Here is a 16,207-nt window from a genome sequence, read left to right as displayed (position 1 = left end):
GCCGTCGCGCCGGGCCCGCGCGGGCCCGGGACCGTTCCCGGCACGGCCGCGCCGGGAACGTGGGCGGCACGCACCGGGGTTGCCTCACGGGGCGTGCCGTGAAAGGGCCGCGATGTACGTCGCGTCGGAGGCGTCCGGTGCGGCATAGTAGGAGCTGTCGAACCAACCAAGAGGGCGGAATGTCTGATTTGGTTGAAATATGGTCCCCTGTGGTGTAATTGGCAGCACTGAGGCTTTTGGTGCCTTATGTTCGGGTTCGAGTCCTGACAGGGGAGCCGTGCACGCCGGGTCCCGACTGCTCCAGTCGGGACCCGGCCTCGTTTCCGGACCATGACCCACCGGTATCCTTCACGGGTCCACCACCCGAAGCCGAAGGGCACACCCGTGAGCGCCAACCGCCCGGCAGCCGTCGTCGTACTCGCAGCGGGTGAAGGCACCCGCATGAAGTCGGCCACCCCCAAGGTCCTGCACGAGATCAGCGGGCGTTCGCTCGTCGGTCACGTGGTCGCCGCTTCCCGCGAGCTGGACCCCGCACACCTCGTCGTCGTCGTCGGGCACGCGCGCGAGCAGGTCACCGCGCACCTCGCCGCGATCGACGCCGGCGTCCGCACCGCGGTCCAGTACGAGCAGAACGGCACCGGCCACGCGGTCCGGATGGCCCTCGAAGAGCTCGGCACCGCCCCGTCCGGCACCGTGGTCGTCGTCTGCGGCGACACCCCGCTGCTGACCGGCGAGACCCTGGCCGCGCTGACGGCCGCGCACGAGGCCGACGGCAACGCCGTCACCGTGCTGACCGCCGAGGTGCCGGACTCCACCGGGTACGGCCGCATCGTCCGCGGCGCGGACGGGGCGGTGACCGCCATCGTCGAACACAAGGACGCCACCGACGCCCAGCGCGCGATCCGCGAGATCAACTCCGGGGTCTTCGCCTTCGACGGCACCCTCCTCGCGGACGCCCTCGGCAAGGTCCGCACGGACAACAGCCAGGGCGAGGAGTACCTCACCGACGTGCTCGGCATCCTGCGCGAGGCCGGCCACCGCGTCGGCGCGGCCGTGGGCGCGGACCACCGGCAGATCCTCGGGATCAACAACCGGGTCCAGCTCGCCGAGGCCCGCGCGCTGCTCAACGCCCGTCTGCTGGAGCGCGCGATGCTCGCCGGCGTGACGGTCGTGGATCCCGCCAGCACGCTCATCGACGTGAACGTGACCTTCGGCCGGGACGCGATCGTCCACCCGGGCACCCAGCTCCTCGGCAGCACGCACATCGCCGAAGAGGCCGAGGTCGGCCCGAACAGCCGTCTGACGGACACGCACGTCGGTCCGCGCGCCCGCGTGGACAACACGGTGGCGGACACCGCCGTCATCGGCGAGGCGGCGACCGTCGGCCCCTTCGCGTACCTGCGTCCGGGGACGAACCTGGGCGCGAAGGCCAAGGCCGGCACGTACGTGGAGATGAAGAACGCCACGATCGGCGAGGGCACCAAGGTCCCGCACCTCTCCTACGTCGGCGACGCGACGATCGGCGAGTACACGAACATCGGCGCCGCCAGCGTGTTCGTGAACTACGACGGTGAGCACAAGCACCACACCACCGTCGGCTCACACTGCAAGACGGGCTCCGACAACATGTTTGTGGCTCCCGTCACCATCGGGGACGGCGCCTACACGGCCGCCGGATCCGTGATCACCAAGGATGTGCCGCCCGGCGCACTGGCCGTGGCCCGTGGCCAGCAGCGGAATATCGAGGGCTGGGTGGCCCGCAAGCGTCCGGGAAGTGCCGCCGCGACAGCGGCTCAGTCGGTGGTCCGCGAGGACTCCGGCGAACGCTGAGGTGAACTGACCGGAAACGGGTGCGTCGGTTACGGCGTACCGTGATAGTGCACGCAATCGGCTGGCTCACCGTGTGCGGGACGGACGCACACGGGGGCGAGCAGCTTTCCCACGTCTGAGGAGACAGTGCTGTGACCGGGATCAAGACGACCGGCGAGAAGAAGCTGATGCTCTTCTCCGGCCGCGCCCACCCCGAGCTGGCCGAGGAGGTCGCGCACCAGCTGGGTGTCGGACTCGTGCCGACCAAGGCTTTCGACTTCGCGAACGGTGAGATCTACGTCCGCTTCCAGGAGTCGGCACGTGGCGCGGACTGCTTCCTGATCCAGAGCCACACGGCTCCGATCAACAAGTGGATCATGGAGCAGCTCATCATGATCGACGCGCTCAAGCGCGCGTCGGCTCGCTCCATCACCGTGATCGTCCCGTCCTACGGGTACGCCCGCCAGGACAAGAAGCACAAGGGCCGCGAGCCGATCTCGGCCCGTCTGGTCGCGGACCTGCTGAAGACGGCGGGAGCGGACCGCATCCTGACGGTCGACCTGCACACGGACCAGATCCAGGGCTTCTTCGACGGCCCGGTCGACCACCTTTCGGCCCTGTCGGTCCTCGCGGACTACGTCGGCGCCAAGGTGGACCGGTCCAAGCTGACGATCGTCTCCCCCGACGCCGGCCGCGTACGCGTCGCCGACCGCTGGTGCGACCGCCTGGACGCGCCGCTGGCGATCGTCCACAAGCGCCGCGACAAGGACGTCGCCAACCAGGTGACCGTCCACGAGGTCGTCGGTGAGGTCAAGGGCCGCGTCTGCGTCCTGGTCGACGACATGATCGACACGGGTGGCACCATCTGCGCCGCCGCCGACGCGCTCTTCGCGCACGGCGCGGAGGACGTCATCGTGACGGCCACGCACGGCATCCTGTCGGGCCCGGCCGCCGACCGCCTGAAGAACTCCAAGGTCAGCGAGTTCGTGTTCACGAACACCCTGCCGGACCCGTCCGACCTGGAGCTCGACAAGATCACGGTGCTCTCCATCGCCCCGATGATCGCGCGCGCGGTGCGCGAGGTCTTCGAGGACGGCTCGGTCACCAGCCTGTTCGAAGAGCAGCAGTGAGCACCTCCGCTCTGCGCTAGATCCTTTTTGGGTACGGCCTCCCCGCCGGGTACACTCCTCGAGTTGCTCGGCGAGGGAGGCCGTACCTGTTTCGCGACAGGTGTGGGTGCTCCGTTATCGACGCGCTCTTCGTAGCAGGCCGTGTTCCGGCCGGGTGACTGTCATCCCTTTCCGTCACCCCACGAGGAGTGAGCATGTCCGAGATCAAGCTTGCCGCGAAGGTCCGCGAAAACTTCGGCAAGGGCTCTGCCCGCCAGGCCCGTCGTGACGCCCTGACCCCCGCGGTCATCTACGGCCACGGCACCGACCCGAAGCACGTCAACGTCGACGCCCACGCCCTGCAGCTGGCGCTCCGCACCCCGAACGTCCTGCTCTCCCTGGACATCGAGGGCGCCGGCACCGAGCTGGTCATCCCGAAGGCCGTGCAGAAGCACCCGCTGAAGCGCTCGATCTCCCACGTCGACTTCCTGATCGTCAAGAAGGGCGAGAAGGTCACCGTCGACGTCGCGATCGTCACCGAGGGCGACCTGGCCGCCGGCGGCAACATGCTGGAGACCCTCCAGAACACCATCTCCGTCGAGGCCGAGGCCACGCACATCCCGACCGAGGTCACCGTCTCGATCGCGGGCCTCGAGGCCGGCGACACCATCCACGCCAAGGACCTGGTCCTCCCGAAGGGCACCACCCTGGCCGTCGACGGCGACATCGCCGTCCTGCAGGTCATCGGCGCGCAGGCCGAGGAGCCGGCCGCCGAGGGTGCGGGCACCGAGGCCTGAGCCTCACCTTCCCTCAGCACTTGCTGAACGACCGCCGTCCGGCTCCACTGGAGCGGGACGGCGGTCGTCTTCGTATAAGGAGTCTTGATGTCGGACGACGCGGCCCCCTGGCTGATCGTGGGCCTGGGGAACCCGGGTGAGGAGTACGCGGGCAACCGCCACAACATCGGCTTCATGGTGGCCGATCTGCTGGCGGAGCGGATGCGCGCGAAGTTCAAGGCGCACAAGGCCCGCGCGCAGGTGGTCGAGGGCCGCATGGGTCCGCCGGGACCCGCGAACCGGCGCGTGGTGCTGGCCAAGCCCATGTCGTTCATGAACCTGTCCGGCGGCCCGGTGACGGCGCTGCGGGACTTCTACAAGGTGCCGCTGGAGCGGATCGTCGCGGTCCACGACGAGCTGGACATCGACTACCCGACGCTGCGGCTGAAGCTGGGCGGCGGGGACAACGGGCACAACGGCCTGAAGTCGATGACGAAGTCGATGGGGCCCGACTACCACCGGGTCCGCTGCGGCATCGGCCGCCCTCCGGGCCGCATGCAGGTCGCGGACTTCGTGCTGAAGGACTTCTCCTCCACGGAGCGCAAGGAGCTGGACTGGTTCGTGGACCGGTCGGCGGATGCCGTGGAGTGCCTGATCCAGGAGGGCCTGGAGCGGGCGCAGTCCACGTACAACAGCTGATACCGCCGGCCGTACGACGAAGCCCCCGCCACCGGAACGATCCGGGGGCGGGGGCTTCGTCGTACGACGCGTGGCGGGGCGGGAGCCGTCAGCCGGTGTTGCGCAGGCCCGCCGCGACGCCGTTGACGGTGAGGAGCAGGGCCCGCGAAAGGATCGGGTCGGCTTCCTCGCCGCGTTCGGCGGCGGCGCGCTGGCGGGCCAGCAGGGAGACCTGGAGGTAGGAGATCGGGTCCAGGTAGGCGTCGCGGACCGCGAAGGTCTGCTGGAGTACCGGGTGGGAGTCGAGGAGCTTCTCGCCGCCGGTGATCCGCAGGACCTCGCGGACGGTGAGCTCGTGCTCGGCCTCGATGCGGGCGAAGACGTGCTTGAGCTCGTCGGGCACGAGGGTGTCGACGTAGTGGCGGGCGATCCGCAGGTCGGTCTTGGCCAGCGTCATCTCGACGTTGGACAGGAAGTTGCGGAAGAAGTGCCAGCGCTCGCCCATCTCGGCGAGGGCGCCGTCCTGGCCCGCCTCGCGCAGCGCCTTGAGGCCCGAGCCGACCCCGTACCAGCCGGGGACGATCTGGCGGGACTGGGTCCAGCCGAACACCCACGGGATGGCGCGCAGGCCGTCGAGGCCCGCGCCCGAGTCGGGGCGGCGCGAGGGCCGGGAGCCGAGGTGCAGGTCGGCGAGCTGGTCGACCGGGGTGGCCGCGAAGAAGTACGCGGGCAGGTCCGGGTCCTCGACGAGCCGGCGGTACGCGTCGTGCGCGGCGTCGGAGACGGTGTCCATGGCCTCGTCCCACCGGGCGAGGTCCTCGTCGGACTGGCGGGGGGCGGTGTGCAGGGCGGAGGCCTGGAGGGTGGCCGCGACGGTCAGCTCCAGGTTCTCGCGGGCCAGGGAGGGGACGAGGTACTTGTCGGAGATGACCTCGCCCTGCTCGGTGACCTTGATCTCGCCCTCGAGGGTGCCCCAGGGCTGCGCGAGGATCGCGTCGTGCGAGGGGCCGCCGCCGCGGCCGACGGTGCCGCCGCGGCCGTGGAAGAGGCGCAGGCGCACGCCGTAGCGGTGGGCGACGTCGCGCAGCCTGCGCTGGGCGCGGTGGATCTCCCACTGGGAGGTGGTGATGCCGCCGAACTTGGACGAGTCGGAGTAGCCGAGCATGACCTCCTGGACGTCGCCCCGCAGGGAGACCAGGCGCCGGTAGGACGGGTCGGCGAGCATCGCGTCGAGGATGACGTCGGCGGCCTTGAGCTCGTCGGTGGTCTCCAGGAGCGGGACGATGCCGATCTTGGCCCAGCCCGCGTGGAGGTCGATGAGGCCGGCCTCGCGGGCGAGGACGGCGGCCGCGAAGACGTCGTCGGCGCCCTGGCACATCGAGATGATGTAGGACTCGATGACCTCGGGGCCGAACTTCTCGAAGGCGTCCTTGATGGCGCCGAAGACGCCGAGGGTCTTCTGTCCGGCGGCGTCCAGGGGTGCCGGGGTGGGCGCCAGCGGGCGTCGCGAGCGGAGTTCCTTGGCGAGCAGCCTGCCGCGGTAGTCGCGGGGCATGTCGGCGTAGCGCCAGGACTCCTCGCCGAGCCGGTCGAAGAGCTGGCCCAGCGCGTGGTGGTGGGCGTCCGCGTGTTCGCGTACGTCCATGGTGGCGAGCTGGAGGCCGAAGGCGGCCAGGGTGCGGATGGTGCGGTCCATGCGGCCGTCGGCGAAGAGCGCGCCGCGGTGTTCGCGCAGGGAGGTCTGGATGAGGGTGAGATCGGTGAGCAGCTCGGCGGTGCCGAGGTAGTCGCGGCCTTCCTCGTGGGGGGTGCCCTTGGCGAGGCGCTCGCGGGTGTTGACGAGCTTCTGGCGGACGCAGGTGGCCTTGAGGCGGTACGGCTCTTCCGCGTTCAGCCGCTTGTAGCGGGGGCTGATCTCGGGGAGGCGCTCGAGGTCGGCCTGGAGCGAGGTGAGGAGTTCCTCGGTGGCGCCGGTGTAGCGGATGGAGTTCGACAGCAGTCCGCGCAGGAAGTCGATCAGTTCCAGGGCGTCGGTGATGCCGTGCTCGTGCTGGAGGATCAGTACGTCGCGGGTGACGTCGGGGGTGACGTTCGGGTTGCCGTCGCGGTCGCCTCCGATCCAGGTGCCGAAGGTGAGCGGGCGGGTGCCGGCGGGGATCTCGATGCCGACGCGCTGGAGCTCGGCGGCGAGGTCCTCGAGTACGTCGCCGACGGCGCCGGCGTGCAGCTCGTCGAGGTAGTAGATGGCGTTGCGGGCCTCGTCGGCGGGCTCGGGGCGGACCACGCGCAGTTCGTCGGTCTGCCAGACGAGGTCGATGTTCTCGGCGAGGCGCAGGTCGTGGCGGCGGCGTTCGCCGGCGCCCGAGACGGGCTCTTCGAGGAGGGCGGCGATCCGCCGGAGCTTGTTGAGGACGCTGCGGCGGGCCGCTTCGGTGGGGTGCGCCGTGAAGACGGGGCGGACGTTGAGGTTCTTGACCGTCTCGCGCAGGTGTTCGGGGTCGGCGTCCTTGAGCATGTCGGCCGTGCGGGCCAGGAGGCCGCCTTCGGCGGCGCGGTGGGCGCGCAGTTCCTTGCCGCGGTGCACCTGTTCGGTGACGTTGGCGAGGTGGAAGTACGTGGAGAAGGCGCGTACGAGCTTGGCGGCGGTCTCCAGGTCGGTGTCGCCGAGCAGCTCGGCTGCCGCGACGCCGTCGGTACGGGTGAGTGCCCGGACGCGTTCGACGAGGTCGAGGAGTTCTTGGCCCTCCTGGCGGACGAGGGTCTCACCGAGGAGGTCTCCGAGGCGGCGGATGTCCGCGCGCAGTTCGGCGTTGGCCGTGGCGACGGCGGTGGTCGAGGGGGCCTGGTCGGCACTGCTCACAGGTGCGGCTCCTTGCAGTGTTTCGAGCGCTACGGGGAGGTGGGCCCCGGGGTGCGCGCGGCGGGGTCGCCGCTCCTGATGCGCAGCTCGGGCTGCCCGTGCGGACCGCGCTGTCCGACGACACCAGGATAGGTGTCCCGTCCTCGTGTCCCGCCCGGTGTGTCACCAGGCGGGACGGCCGGGGGCGGGTCGGGGCGCGGGGCGGGGCGCGGGACCGGGCCGGGGCGGGCCGTCGGGCTCCTTCGCGCGGGGCCCGGGGCGGGGTGGCGGGCGCGGTCCTCTTGCCGCCGGCAGGACCTTTGCCATACTTACGTTGCCGTAGGTTACGCGTCCGTAGGGAGCGTGGCCGGGTGGCGCGCCTGCCGACTCTCTCCTCACCCCCCAGGGGACACCCATGACCATCAGTCCCGACGTGATCGAGGACGCCTCGCCGTCCGGCGACGCGTCCGTGCCGTCCGCGACCCTGGGTGGTGAGAACAAGCGGTCCGTCGAGCAGCTCGCGCTGCTGCTGTTCATCACGGCCCCCTTCCTCGCACTGCTGGGCGCGCTTCCGCTGGCCTGGGGCTGGGGGGTGAGCTGGCTGGACGTGGGCCTGATGGTCTTCATGTACTTCCTGGCCTGCCACGGGATCACGATCGGTTTCCACCGCTACTTCACGCACGGTTCCTTCAAGGCGAAGCGGCCGCTGCGCATCGCGCTGGCGATCATGGGCTCGATGGCGGTGGAGGGGCCGCTCGTGCGCTGGGTGGCGGACCACCGCAAGCACCACAAGTACTCCGACCACGAGGGTGACCCGCACTCGCCGTGGCGGTTCGGCGAGACGCTCCCGGCGCTGATGAAGGGCCTGTGGTGGGCGCACATCGGCTGGCTGTTCGACGAGGAGCAGACCGATCAGCAGAAGTACGCCCCGGACCTGATCAAGGATCCCGCGATCCGGCGGATCTCGCGCGACTTCATCTTCTGGACGATGTTGTCGCTGGCGATCCCGCCGCTGGTGGGCGGTCTGGTGACGATGTCCTGGTGGGGCGCGTTCACGGCGTTCTTCTGGGGCTCCCTGGTGCGGGTCGCGCTGCTGCACCACGTGACGTGGTCGATCAATTCGATCTGCCACGCGGTCGGCAAGCGTCCGTTCAAGTCACGGGACCGCTCCGGCAACGTGTGGTGGCTCGCCGTGCTCTCGTGCGGGGAGTCCTGGCACAACCTGCACCACGCCGACCCGACGTCGGCGCGGCACGGCGTGCTGCGCGGCCAGGTCGACTCCAGCGCGCGGCTGATCCGCTGGTTCGAACAGCTGGGATGGGCGTCGGACGTGCGGTGGCCGTCCACGGACCGGGTCGACGCCCGACGCAAGGAAGCAGCGTCGAACGCGGCATGATGGGGGGCGTGGCGATCGACGGCAGCAGTTCCAGCAGCGACAAGCCCAGGCGGGGCCGCCGGGTCCGGATGACGGGCGCCGAGCGGCGCCAGCAACTGCTGGACATCGGCCGCATCCTGTTCGCGGAGAAGGGCTTCGAGGGCACGTCGGTGGAGGAGATCGCGGCGAAGGCCGGGGTGTCCAAGCCGGTGGTGTACGAGCACTTCGGCGGCAAGGAAGGCCTGTACGCGGTCGTCGTGGACCGCGAGATGCGGCAGTTGCTGGACGGGGTGACGGGCGCGCTGACGGCCGGGCATCCGCGGGAACTGCTGGAGCAGGCGGCGTTCGCGCTGCTGGACTACATCGAGAACTACACGGACGGTTTCCGGATCCTGGTGCGGGATTCCCCGGTCGCCCAGTCGACGGGCACGTTCGCCTCGCTGATCAGTGACATCGCCACGCAGGTCGAGGACATCCTGGGTCTGGAGTTCAAGGCCCGCGGCTTCGATTCGAAACTGGCCCCGCTGTACGCGCAGGCGCTGGTGGGCATGGTGGCGCTGACCGGCCAGTGGTGGCTGGAGACGCGCCGGCCGAAGAAGGCGGAGGTGGCGGCGCACCTGGTGAACCTGGCCTGGCACGGCCTGGAGAACCTGGAGGCCAAGCCCCGGCTGGTGGGCCACCGCAGGAGCTGAGGCAGGGGGACGCGTGGCCGCGTCCGCCGCCGACGGGGGCCCCGCCCCCGGGGGGCGGGGGGGGGGGGCCGGGGGGGGGGGGCGGGCGGCGCCCCCGGGGGGGGGCGCGCGGGGGGGCGCCACGGACTCCCGCCCGGTGGGGGTCGGCGCCCCCGCCGCGGAGCGTGGGGGGGGCGCGCCCGGCGCCGCCCGCCCCCCCCCGCCCCCCCGCCCGCGCGGGGGGGGGGGGGGGGCCCCTTCGTGGGTGCGCGGCCTCAGCCGGCGGGGGGCTCCGCGCGGTGCGGCTCCAGGAACTCCAGCCTGTTGCCGACCGGGTCCTCGGCGTAGAAGCGGCGGTGTCCCGGCAGGTCGTCGTCCCAGACGACCTCGGCTCCGCGCTCGCTCAGCCGGCGCGCGTAGGCCTCGATGCCGGTGACCCTGAGCCCGGGGTGCGCCTTGCGGGCGGGCCGGAAGTCCTCTTCCACCCCGAGGTGGAGCTGTACGGGTCCGGCGGCGAACCAGCAGCCGCCGCGCGCGGCGAGCACCGGCGGCTTGGGGATCTCGGTCATGCCGAGGACCTCCGTGTAGAAGGCGCGCAGCCGGTCCTCCGCACCGGGGGGCGCCGCGAGCTGTACGTGATCGACTGCGGCAAGCACGGTCAGGCCTCCTTGTGGGCCACGGCGAAGACGCGCCGGAACGGGAAGACGGTGCCGCGGGGCCCCGGCGGATAGGCCTCGCGCAGCTGGGCGCGGTAGGCGCCGATGAAGGCGGCCACGGCTTCCTCGTCGTCTCCCAGAGCCGTGAGGACGGGGCGCAGGGCGGTGCCCTTGACCCAGTCGAGGACGGGGTCGGGTCCCTCGAGCAGCTGGTGGTAGGTGGTCTCCCAGACGTCGGCCCTGCAGCCGAGCTCGGTGAACCGTTCCAGGTAGCCCTCGGGTTCGAGGATGTGGACGTAACGGGTTCCGTGGCCGCCGAGCCGGGCCCGCCAGCGCGGGGTGTCGCACAGGTCGGCGAGGATCCGGTGACTGGGGGCGTCGAAGTTGCCGGGGATCTGGAAGGCGAAGGTGCCGCCGGGGCGCAGTCCGTCGATCCAGGCGGCGAAGGAGCCGGCATGGCCCGGGACCCACTGGAGGGCGGCGTTGGAGACGATCAGGTCGTAGGGCTCTTCGGGGATCCAGTCGACGAGGTCCGCACGGCGGAAGTCGAGGCGTCCGCCGCCGTCGGTGGGGCCGGCGTACTCGGCGTCCGCGCGGCGGAGCATCTCCACGGAGAGGTCGTATCCGGTGATGCGGGCCTCGGGCCAGCGGCCGGCGATGAGCGCGGTGACGTTGCCGGGGCCGCAGCCGAGGTCGGCGATGCGCGCGGGCCGGGTGGGGAGCTCCGGTATGCGGGTCAGCAGGTCGAGGAAGGGGCGGGCGCGGTGGCCCGCGTGGCGGAGGTACTGCTGTGGGTCCCAGCTGGGGGTGGAGGGCGCGGTGGGCACGGCGGACGCGGTATCGGAATGCATGTTCGATCCTCCTGGCTGGCATGGCGGTCGGAAGCGGAATGCCGATCCGGACCCCTCCATGCCCCATGGTCACCCCCACTATATCTTGATGTCAAGATACATGAGATCGAGATACTCGACCTGAAGAGACTTCATGTCGACAGACCCCCTACAATGATCGGCATGGAGGACGAGGTCGACCGACTGGTCGCGGCATGGCGGCGGGAACGCCCTGACCTCGACGTGGAACCACTCGAGGTGCTCAGCCGCGTCAGCAGGCTCGCGCGCCACCTCGACCGCGCCCGCAGGCTGGCCTTCTCCGAGCACGGCCTCGAGCCGTGGGAGTTCGACGTCCTGACCTCGCTGCGTCGCGCGGGAGCGCCGTACCAGCTCTCCCCGGGCCAGCTGCTGACCCAGACGCTGGTCACGTCCGGCACCATGACCAACCGCATCGACCGGCTCGCCAAGAAGGGCCTCGTCGAGCGGCTGCCCGACCCCAACGACCGGCGCGGGGTCCTGGTCCGCCTGACGCCGGAGGGCCGCGACCGCGCCGACCAGGCGCTCGCCGGACTGCTGGCCCAGGAGCGGGCGATCCTGGGCGAGCTCTCGCGTACTCAGCGCGGCGATCTCGCCGCGCTGCTACGCCAGTTGACCGCTCCGTTCGACAACCTCCCCGGCTAGGCCGGCTCCCGGCAGCCCGGGCAGGTCCGCGGGGCGGACACCCGCCCGCCGGGCCAGGGCGACCGCCGCGAGCGTGGAGTGCACGCCGAGTTTGCCCAGCACGTTCTGCATGTGGGTACGGACGGTGTGCGGGGAGAGGAACAGCCGCGCGGCCACGTCCTTGCGGCCCAGCCCCGCCACCATGCAGCGCAGCACCTCGTGCTCCCGGGGCGTCAGCGACTCCACGAGCCGCTCGCTGTCCGTACGGTGCTTGCGCGCGGCCGTCAGTTCACGGAGCACTCCGGTGAGCAGCGCGGGCGGAAGGTGCGTCTCCTCGCGCAGGACGCCGCGGATGACGGCGAGGAGCCGCGAGAGCGAGCAGTCCTTCGCCACCCACCCGCAGGCCCCCGCCTGGAGCGCCAGGGCGGCCCGGCGGGGGTCGTCGCGCTCGGCGAGGACGACGGTGCGGACCCCCGGATGCGACACCCGCACGCCCGCCACCAGGGCGATCCCGTCGGTGCCCGGCGCGGGGCCGGAGCCGGACTCCCGCTGGGCGGGTACGGCCGCACCCACGGCGGCGAGGTCGGCGTCGACGAGGAGCACGTCGAAACGGCGGCCCTCGGCGACGGCGCGTTCGAGGCAGCGCAGTGCTGCCGGGCCGCTGCCGGCCGCGGACACGTCCACGTCGGGTTCGGCCGCGAGTGCGGCGGCGAGAGATTCGGCGAAGATGCGGTGATCGTCGACCACGAGTACCCGGATACGGACCACGAAACCCCCAAGGGTCGGGGAACGGACGGCTGCGGGTACGACGCCCGGACCGGGTGATCCGCAGTCGCCTCGGCCGCCGCCGTGACATCTCTGCACTACCCCGGACCGGACGTCGTACCCGACTTGTCTCGACCCCTGAATCAACACCGGCCCCCACCGGTGTCACGCACCAGCGTAGGCCCGGGGACGGCTCGTGGTTGGCCGAATTCCAGAAGTTTTCCGAGCGATTTTCCGGCGGGAAGGGTCCGAGGGCTCTTTGCGGTGGCTTGAAATCGACCGCCCCGAAGGCCCGGAAGAACCGTTACGGCCCGGCGTGTGCCGCGGGCAGTTGCACGGGGTCGCTTTCACCCGGCGTGTGCACGCCGGGCGCCCGCGCAAAGCGCCCGCAGACGGCGCACTCCGGACATGCGTACGCCCCTGAGGAGCCGGGCGCGGAAAACCGGAGGCCCCCGCACCACCAGGGGTGCGGGGGCCGGTGGTTGCGAACGGGTCAGCTGGTGCCGGCGCGCAGCGCGCGCGTGAAGTTCCAGGCGTCCGTGACGATGCCCGTGAGGTCCGAGCGGGTCGGGGTCCAGCCGAGGCGGTCGTGGGCCCTGCGGGCGGAGGCGACGAGCACCGCGGGGTCACCGGCCCGGCGCGGGGCGAGGGTCTCGGGGATCTGCCGGCCCGTGACCTTGCGGACGGTCTCGATGACCTCGCGGACCGAGAACCCGTTGCCGTTGCCGAGGTTGCACACCAGGTGCTCGCCCGCGGCGGCTTCCCGCAGCGCGTCCAGGTGGGCCTGCGCCAGGTCGGCGACGTGGATGTAGTCGCGCACGCAGGTGCCGTCGGGGGTCGGGTAGTCGTCGCCGAACACCGAGATCGACTCCCGCTCGCCCAGCGCCACTTGCAGGACCAGCGGGATCAGGTGCGTCTCGGGGTCGTGGCGCTCGCCGAACGTCCCGTACGCACCCGCCACGTTGAAGTACCGCAGCGATACCGCCGCGAGGCCGTGCGCCGCGCACTCCCCCGCGATCATGTGGTCGACGGCCAGCTTCGTGGCCCCGTAGGGGTTGGTCGGCGCGGTCACCGAGGTCTCCGTCAGCGGTCCGTCGCCCGGCTCGCCGTAGGTCGCGGCGGTGGAGGAGAACACCAGGGTGCCCACGCCCGCCTCGCGCATCGCGGCCAGCAACGCCATGGTGCCGCCGACGTTGTTGGCCCAGTACTTGCCCGGGTTCGCCACGGACTCGCCGACCTGCGAGGAGGCCGCGAAGTGCAGCACCGCGTCGTAGGAGGAGTCCAGGTACTCGGCGGCGTCCTGGATGCGGCCCTCGATGAACGCGGCGCCGGCCGGCACCCCGTCGCGGAAGCCGGTGGAGAGGTCATCGAGCACCGTGACCTCGTGGCCCGCTTCCAGCAGGTGCGCCGCGACCACTCCGCCCACGTATCCCGCGCCGCCGGTGACCAGGTATTTGGAAGACGCCGTCTCGCTCACGTGCCTACTGCCTCTCGCGTGGGAACGCACGCGCGGTGCACGTGCTGGTGACCGGCTTACCCGATTCCGCGCCGTCGGGGAAATCAGCGGCCGGGATCAGAGCGCGGCGAGCCCGGACGGCGGCGGTCCGGCCCGCTCCAGCAGCCCGGTGCGGGCGGCCAGCGCGGCCGCCTCCAGCCGCGAGCCCACGCCCAGCTTCATCAGCACCCGCTGTACGTGCGTGCGCGCGGTGCTCGGCGCGATGGCCATGCCCGCGGCGATGAGCCGGGTGTCCTCGCCTTCGGCGACGCGGACCAGGACCTCCACCTCGCGCGGGGTCAGCAGCCGCAGCAGCCGGCTGCCCTCGTCGTCGGGCTGCGCGGCGGGGTTGAGGAGCTCCGCGAAGGCACCCTGCAACAGCTGCGGCGCGATGGCGACCTCACCGGCCCGCGCCTTGGCGAGGGCCCGCTCCACGCCCTCGATGCGCTCGTCGTGCCGTACGTAGCCCGAGGCGCCGGCGGCGAAGGCCGCCGCGATGCCGCGCGGGCTCGGCACCGGCCCGAGGACGACCACGGCGATCTGCGGGCGCTCCCGCTTGATCCGGACGATCGGCTCGAAGACCCCCGGCTCGGCCGGCGTCGCGGTGCCGAGCAGGCAGACCTCCGGGGCCCGGCTGATGACCAGTTCGGCCGCGCCCGCGGCCGGGGCGGCGGCGGCGAGGACCCGGTGGCCGCGCAGTTTCAGGGCCGAGGCGAGCGCCTCGGCCAGCAGCCGGTGCTCGTCGACCACCATGACCCGTACGCCCATTGCGGCACCCCACCCCCGACCCTTCTGACCCGGCAAGCTACACGCTTGTTCGACGGCGCGGTGCGGTTACGGCGCAGAAGCCCCCGGAAGGACGGACCTTCCGGGGGCTCGTGGCGCTTCTTCGGGGGTGCGGACCGGCGGTCAGCTCACCGTGAAGGAGACGAAGAGGTAGTACGGGTCGGTCGACGAGGTGGACTTGCTCATCACGGCCGTACGGGCGATGAAGAGCCTGCCGTTGCCGAAGCGGTACTCGGCGCTGTCCGGGACGTACTGGGTCTCGGCGCGCTGCGATTCCTTGGTCGCCGGGTTCTCCATGAGGAGGGTCTCCTTCATCGACTTGGTGTCGATGGAGACGATCTGGCCGCCGCCGTCGTAGGGCGGGATCTTGTAGGCGATGAGGTTCGAGCCGTCCATGCGCAGCGGGATCGTCGTGAAGCGCTCGCCGGCGTCGGCGCGGTCGGCGGTCTGCTTGCCCGTCTCCAGGTCGAAGGAGACGATCTCGTTGGTGCGGCCGTAGTCGGCCTTGCCCTTGTGCTCCTCGGTCGGCATGTAGAGCTTGCCGTTGCCGACGATCATGTGGGTGCAGGTCTCGACCTCGGTGGAGCCGCACCGGGGTGCGTAGTTGCCCGAGGTGAGCGGGATGTGCGCCTTGAGCTGGGCCGCGTCGTCGAGGACGAAGAGGTCGCTGACGCCCGTGGCGTTCTTGGCCGTGCGGTTGATGTTCGCCGCGACGATCAGCGGCTTCGTGGAGACGATCTGGGCGAAGTCGATGCCCGCGGAGAGCTTGTACGAGCCCTTCGGCGCGCCCGTGGTCGCGTCGAGGGGCTGGGCGTTGATGACGTAGTTCGGGCTCTGGCCGCACCTGCGGATCACGGCGAGCGCCGGTCCGCCGGCGTAGCCGATGTCCTCGCAGTTGTCGGTGTCGGTCTTGGGCGCCCACAGCACCTTGCCGTCGGCGAGGTTCCAGGCGGCGCCGCCGTCGAGGCCGCCCGCGGCGACGGTCTGGCCGCTGACGGTGACCTCGCTGAAGGTGACGGGCTTGTCCCCGCCGGTCTGGGACTTGGCCGAGGCCGACCACAGGAGCTTGCCGGTGTTCAGGTCGATGACGCCGACCTGGTTGCACGGCTGGTACTTCTTCTCGGCCGTCGGCAGGGCCGCGTCGAAGAGGATGGCGGTCTTGTTGTCCGAGACCCAGCGGCTCGCGCCGCAGACGTTGGCGTTGAGCGGGATCTCCCACTTCTTGGAGCCGTCGGTGAGGTTGTAGCCGACGACCTTGCCCATGTCGGACTTGGCGTACGTGGTGTCGGTGAGCCAGGAGCCGTCGGTCTGCACGATCTCGTCGGAGACCGGCATCGGGACGTTGACGAGGGTCTTCGACTTCGTCTTGCCGGACGCCTTCTCGGTGCCGCCCCCGCCCGTCCCGCCCTTGTCGCCGCCGGGGCTCGGGCTGCCTTCGGCGACGGGCTTGTCGTCCGTGCCCTTGTCGTCGCCGGAGACGTACCAGAAGCCGCCGCCGATGATGAGGACGATGGCCAGCAGGGCCGCGCCGACGATCATCAGCTGGTTGCGCACGTCGTTGCCGCCGCCCGAGCCGGACCCGGCGGGTGCCTGGGCCGCGTACATGGGGGTGGTGGCGGGCTGCTGCGGGTAGCCGTAGCCACCGTCCTGCGGGTATCCGTACGCGGGCTGCGCCGCGGCCGGGGCGGGCGCGGCCGCGGGCGCGCGCGGGGGGTGGGGGGGCCCCCCCCGCTCGGGGCCCCCCCCCCCCCCCCCCGC

Annotated in this window: 14 protein-coding genes and 1 tRNA gene; 8 read left to right on the top strand and 7 right to left on the bottom strand. The window is 71.5% G+C overall.

The genetic code is table 11. The features are described from left to right. Positions 1-203 precede the first annotated feature (203 nt). From ACWF9Z_RS22260 to pth, 5 genes are all read left to right on the top strand, one after another. Positions 204-275 (top strand) — tRNA-Gln (locus tag ACWF9Z_RS22260). A gap of 109 nt (positions 276-384) precedes the next feature. Further along, positions 385-1,830: a bifunctional UDP-N-acetylglucosamine diphosphorylase/glucosamine-1-phosphate N-acetyltransferase GlmU gene (gene glmU / locus ACWF9Z_RS22255; RefSeq protein ID WP_453604500.1), complete on the top strand. Its 1,446-nt coding sequence runs from the start codon at positions 385-387 to the stop codon at positions 1,828-1,830. Between the two features lie 131 nt (positions 1,831-1,961). Further along, positions 1,962-2,939, top strand: coding sequence for a ribose-phosphate diphosphokinase (locus ACWF9Z_RS22250; protein WP_112451977.1), 978 nt, complete (start codon positions 1,962-1,964; stop codon positions 2,937-2,939). 194 nt (positions 2,940-3,133) lie between these two features. Then, positions 3,134-3,715 carry a 50S ribosomal protein L25/general stress protein Ctc gene (locus tag ACWF9Z_RS22245; protein WP_453604498.1) on the top strand — a complete coding sequence of 194 codons (582 nt, stop codon included), beginning with the start codon at positions 3,134-3,136 and terminating at the stop codon, positions 3,713-3,715. 87 nt (positions 3,716-3,802) lie between these two features. After that, positions 3,803-4,393 (top strand): aminoacyl-tRNA hydrolase, encoded by a 591-nt coding sequence (gene pth, locus ACWF9Z_RS22240; RefSeq protein ID WP_356651176.1) that lies wholly within the window; start codon positions 3,803-3,805, stop codon positions 4,391-4,393. 88 nt (positions 4,394-4,481) lie between these two features. On the opposite strand, the gene ppc is transcribed toward pth, so the two are convergent. Then, positions 4,482-7,232 carry a phosphoenolpyruvate carboxylase gene (gene ppc / locus ACWF9Z_RS22235; RefSeq protein WP_453604496.1) on the bottom strand — a complete coding sequence of 917 codons (2,751 nt, stop codon included), beginning with the start codon at positions 7,230-7,232 and terminating at the stop codon, positions 4,482-4,484. A 394-nt stretch (positions 7,233-7,626) separates the two neighbouring features. Here ppc and ACWF9Z_RS22230 point away from each other — a divergent pair, with 394 nt between their 5' ends. Together ACWF9Z_RS22230 and ACWF9Z_RS22225 are read left to right on the top strand one after the other, a co-directional pair. Next, positions 7,627-8,607, top strand: coding sequence for an acyl-CoA desaturase (locus ACWF9Z_RS22230; protein ID WP_453604495.1), 981 nt, complete (start codon positions 7,627-7,629; stop codon positions 8,605-8,607). Further along, positions 8,604-9,278: a TetR family transcriptional regulator gene (locus ACWF9Z_RS22225; protein ID WP_453604493.1), complete on the top strand. Its 675-nt coding sequence runs from the start codon at positions 8,604-8,606 to the stop codon at positions 9,276-9,278. The genes ACWF9Z_RS22230 and ACWF9Z_RS22225 overlap by 4 nt, the downstream gene beginning before the upstream one ends. A 254-nt stretch (positions 9,279-9,532) precedes the next feature. Here ACWF9Z_RS22225 and ACWF9Z_RS22220 read toward each other — a convergent pair whose 3' ends face one another. Both ACWF9Z_RS22220 and ACWF9Z_RS22215 read right to left on the bottom strand, forming a co-directional pair. Next, positions 9,533-9,913 (bottom strand): VOC family protein, encoded by a 381-nt coding sequence (locus tag ACWF9Z_RS22220; RefSeq protein WP_453604491.1) that lies wholly within the window; start codon positions 9,911-9,913, stop codon positions 9,533-9,535. 2 nt (positions 9,914-9,915) lie between these two features. Beyond that, a complete protein-coding gene (locus ACWF9Z_RS22215) occupies positions 9,916-10,764 on the bottom strand; it encodes a trans-aconitate 2-methyltransferase (protein WP_453604489.1) in 849 nt (282 codons plus the stop codon). A gap of 162 nt (positions 10,765-10,926) precedes the next feature. Here ACWF9Z_RS22215 and ACWF9Z_RS22210 point away from each other — a divergent pair, with 162 nt between their 5' ends. Then, complete coding sequence (locus tag ACWF9Z_RS22210; protein ID WP_453604487.1) at positions 10,927-11,424, top strand: MarR family winged helix-turn-helix transcriptional regulator; 498 nt, start codon at positions 10,927-10,929, stop codon at positions 11,422-11,424. Here ACWF9Z_RS22210 and ACWF9Z_RS22205 read toward each other — a convergent pair. From ACWF9Z_RS22205 to ACWF9Z_RS22190, 4 genes are all read right to left on the bottom strand, one after another. Next, positions 11,383-12,171, bottom strand: a complete 789-nt coding sequence (locus ACWF9Z_RS22205; RefSeq protein ID WP_453604485.1) for a LuxR C-terminal-related transcriptional regulator — start codon at positions 12,169-12,171, stop codon at positions 11,383-11,385. The genes ACWF9Z_RS22210 and ACWF9Z_RS22205 overlap by 42 nt on opposite strands. 490 nt (positions 12,172-12,661) lie before the next feature. Beyond that, positions 12,662-13,645, bottom strand: coding sequence for a UDP-glucose 4-epimerase GalE (gene galE, locus ACWF9Z_RS22200; RefSeq protein WP_453604483.1), 984 nt, complete (start codon positions 13,643-13,645; stop codon positions 12,662-12,664). A 96-nt stretch (positions 13,646-13,741) separates the two neighbouring features. Further along, a complete protein-coding gene (locus ACWF9Z_RS22195) occupies positions 13,742-14,431 on the bottom strand; it encodes a response regulator transcription factor (RefSeq protein WP_453604481.1) in 690 nt (229 codons plus the stop codon). Positions 14,432-14,572: 141 nt separating this feature from the next. Then, on the bottom strand, positions 14,573-16,207 hold a 1,635-nt coding region (locus tag ACWF9Z_RS22190), incomplete at its 5' end, for an outer membrane protein assembly factor BamB family protein (RefSeq protein ID WP_453604480.1).

This window comes from Streptomyces sp. NPDC054961, from assembly GCF_053609145.1.
This window is presented reverse-complemented; position numbering and strand designations above follow the sequence as displayed.

Excerpts from the sequence above, each read along its gene's own strand:
- ACWF9Z_RS22195 (WP_453604481.1), bottom strand. The coding sequence starts at position 14,431 with ATGGGCGTACGGGTCATGGTGGTCGACGAGCACCGGCTGCTGGCCGAG.
- ACWF9Z_RS22210 (WP_453604487.1), top strand. The coding sequence starts at position 10,927 with ATGGAGGACGAGGTCGACCGACTGGTCGCGGCATGGCGGCGGGAACGC.
- ACWF9Z_RS22225 (WP_453604493.1), top strand. The coding sequence starts at position 8,604 with ATGATGGGGGGCGTGGCGATCGACGGCAGCAGTTCCAGCAGCGACAAG.
- ACWF9Z_RS22245 (WP_453604498.1), top strand. The coding sequence starts at position 3,134 with ATGTCCGAGATCAAGCTTGCCGCGAAGGTCCGCGAAAACTTCGGCAAG.
- ACWF9Z_RS22230 (WP_453604495.1), top strand. The coding sequence starts at position 7,627 with ATGACCATCAGTCCCGACGTGATCGAGGACGCCTCGCCGTCCGGCGAC.
- ACWF9Z_RS22215 (WP_453604489.1), bottom strand. The coding sequence starts at position 10,764 with ATGCATTCCGATACCGCGTCCGCCGTGCCCACCGCGCCCTCCACCCCC.
- pth (WP_356651176.1), top strand. The coding sequence starts at position 3,803 with ATGTCGGACGACGCGGCCCCCTGGCTGATCGTGGGCCTGGGGAACCCG.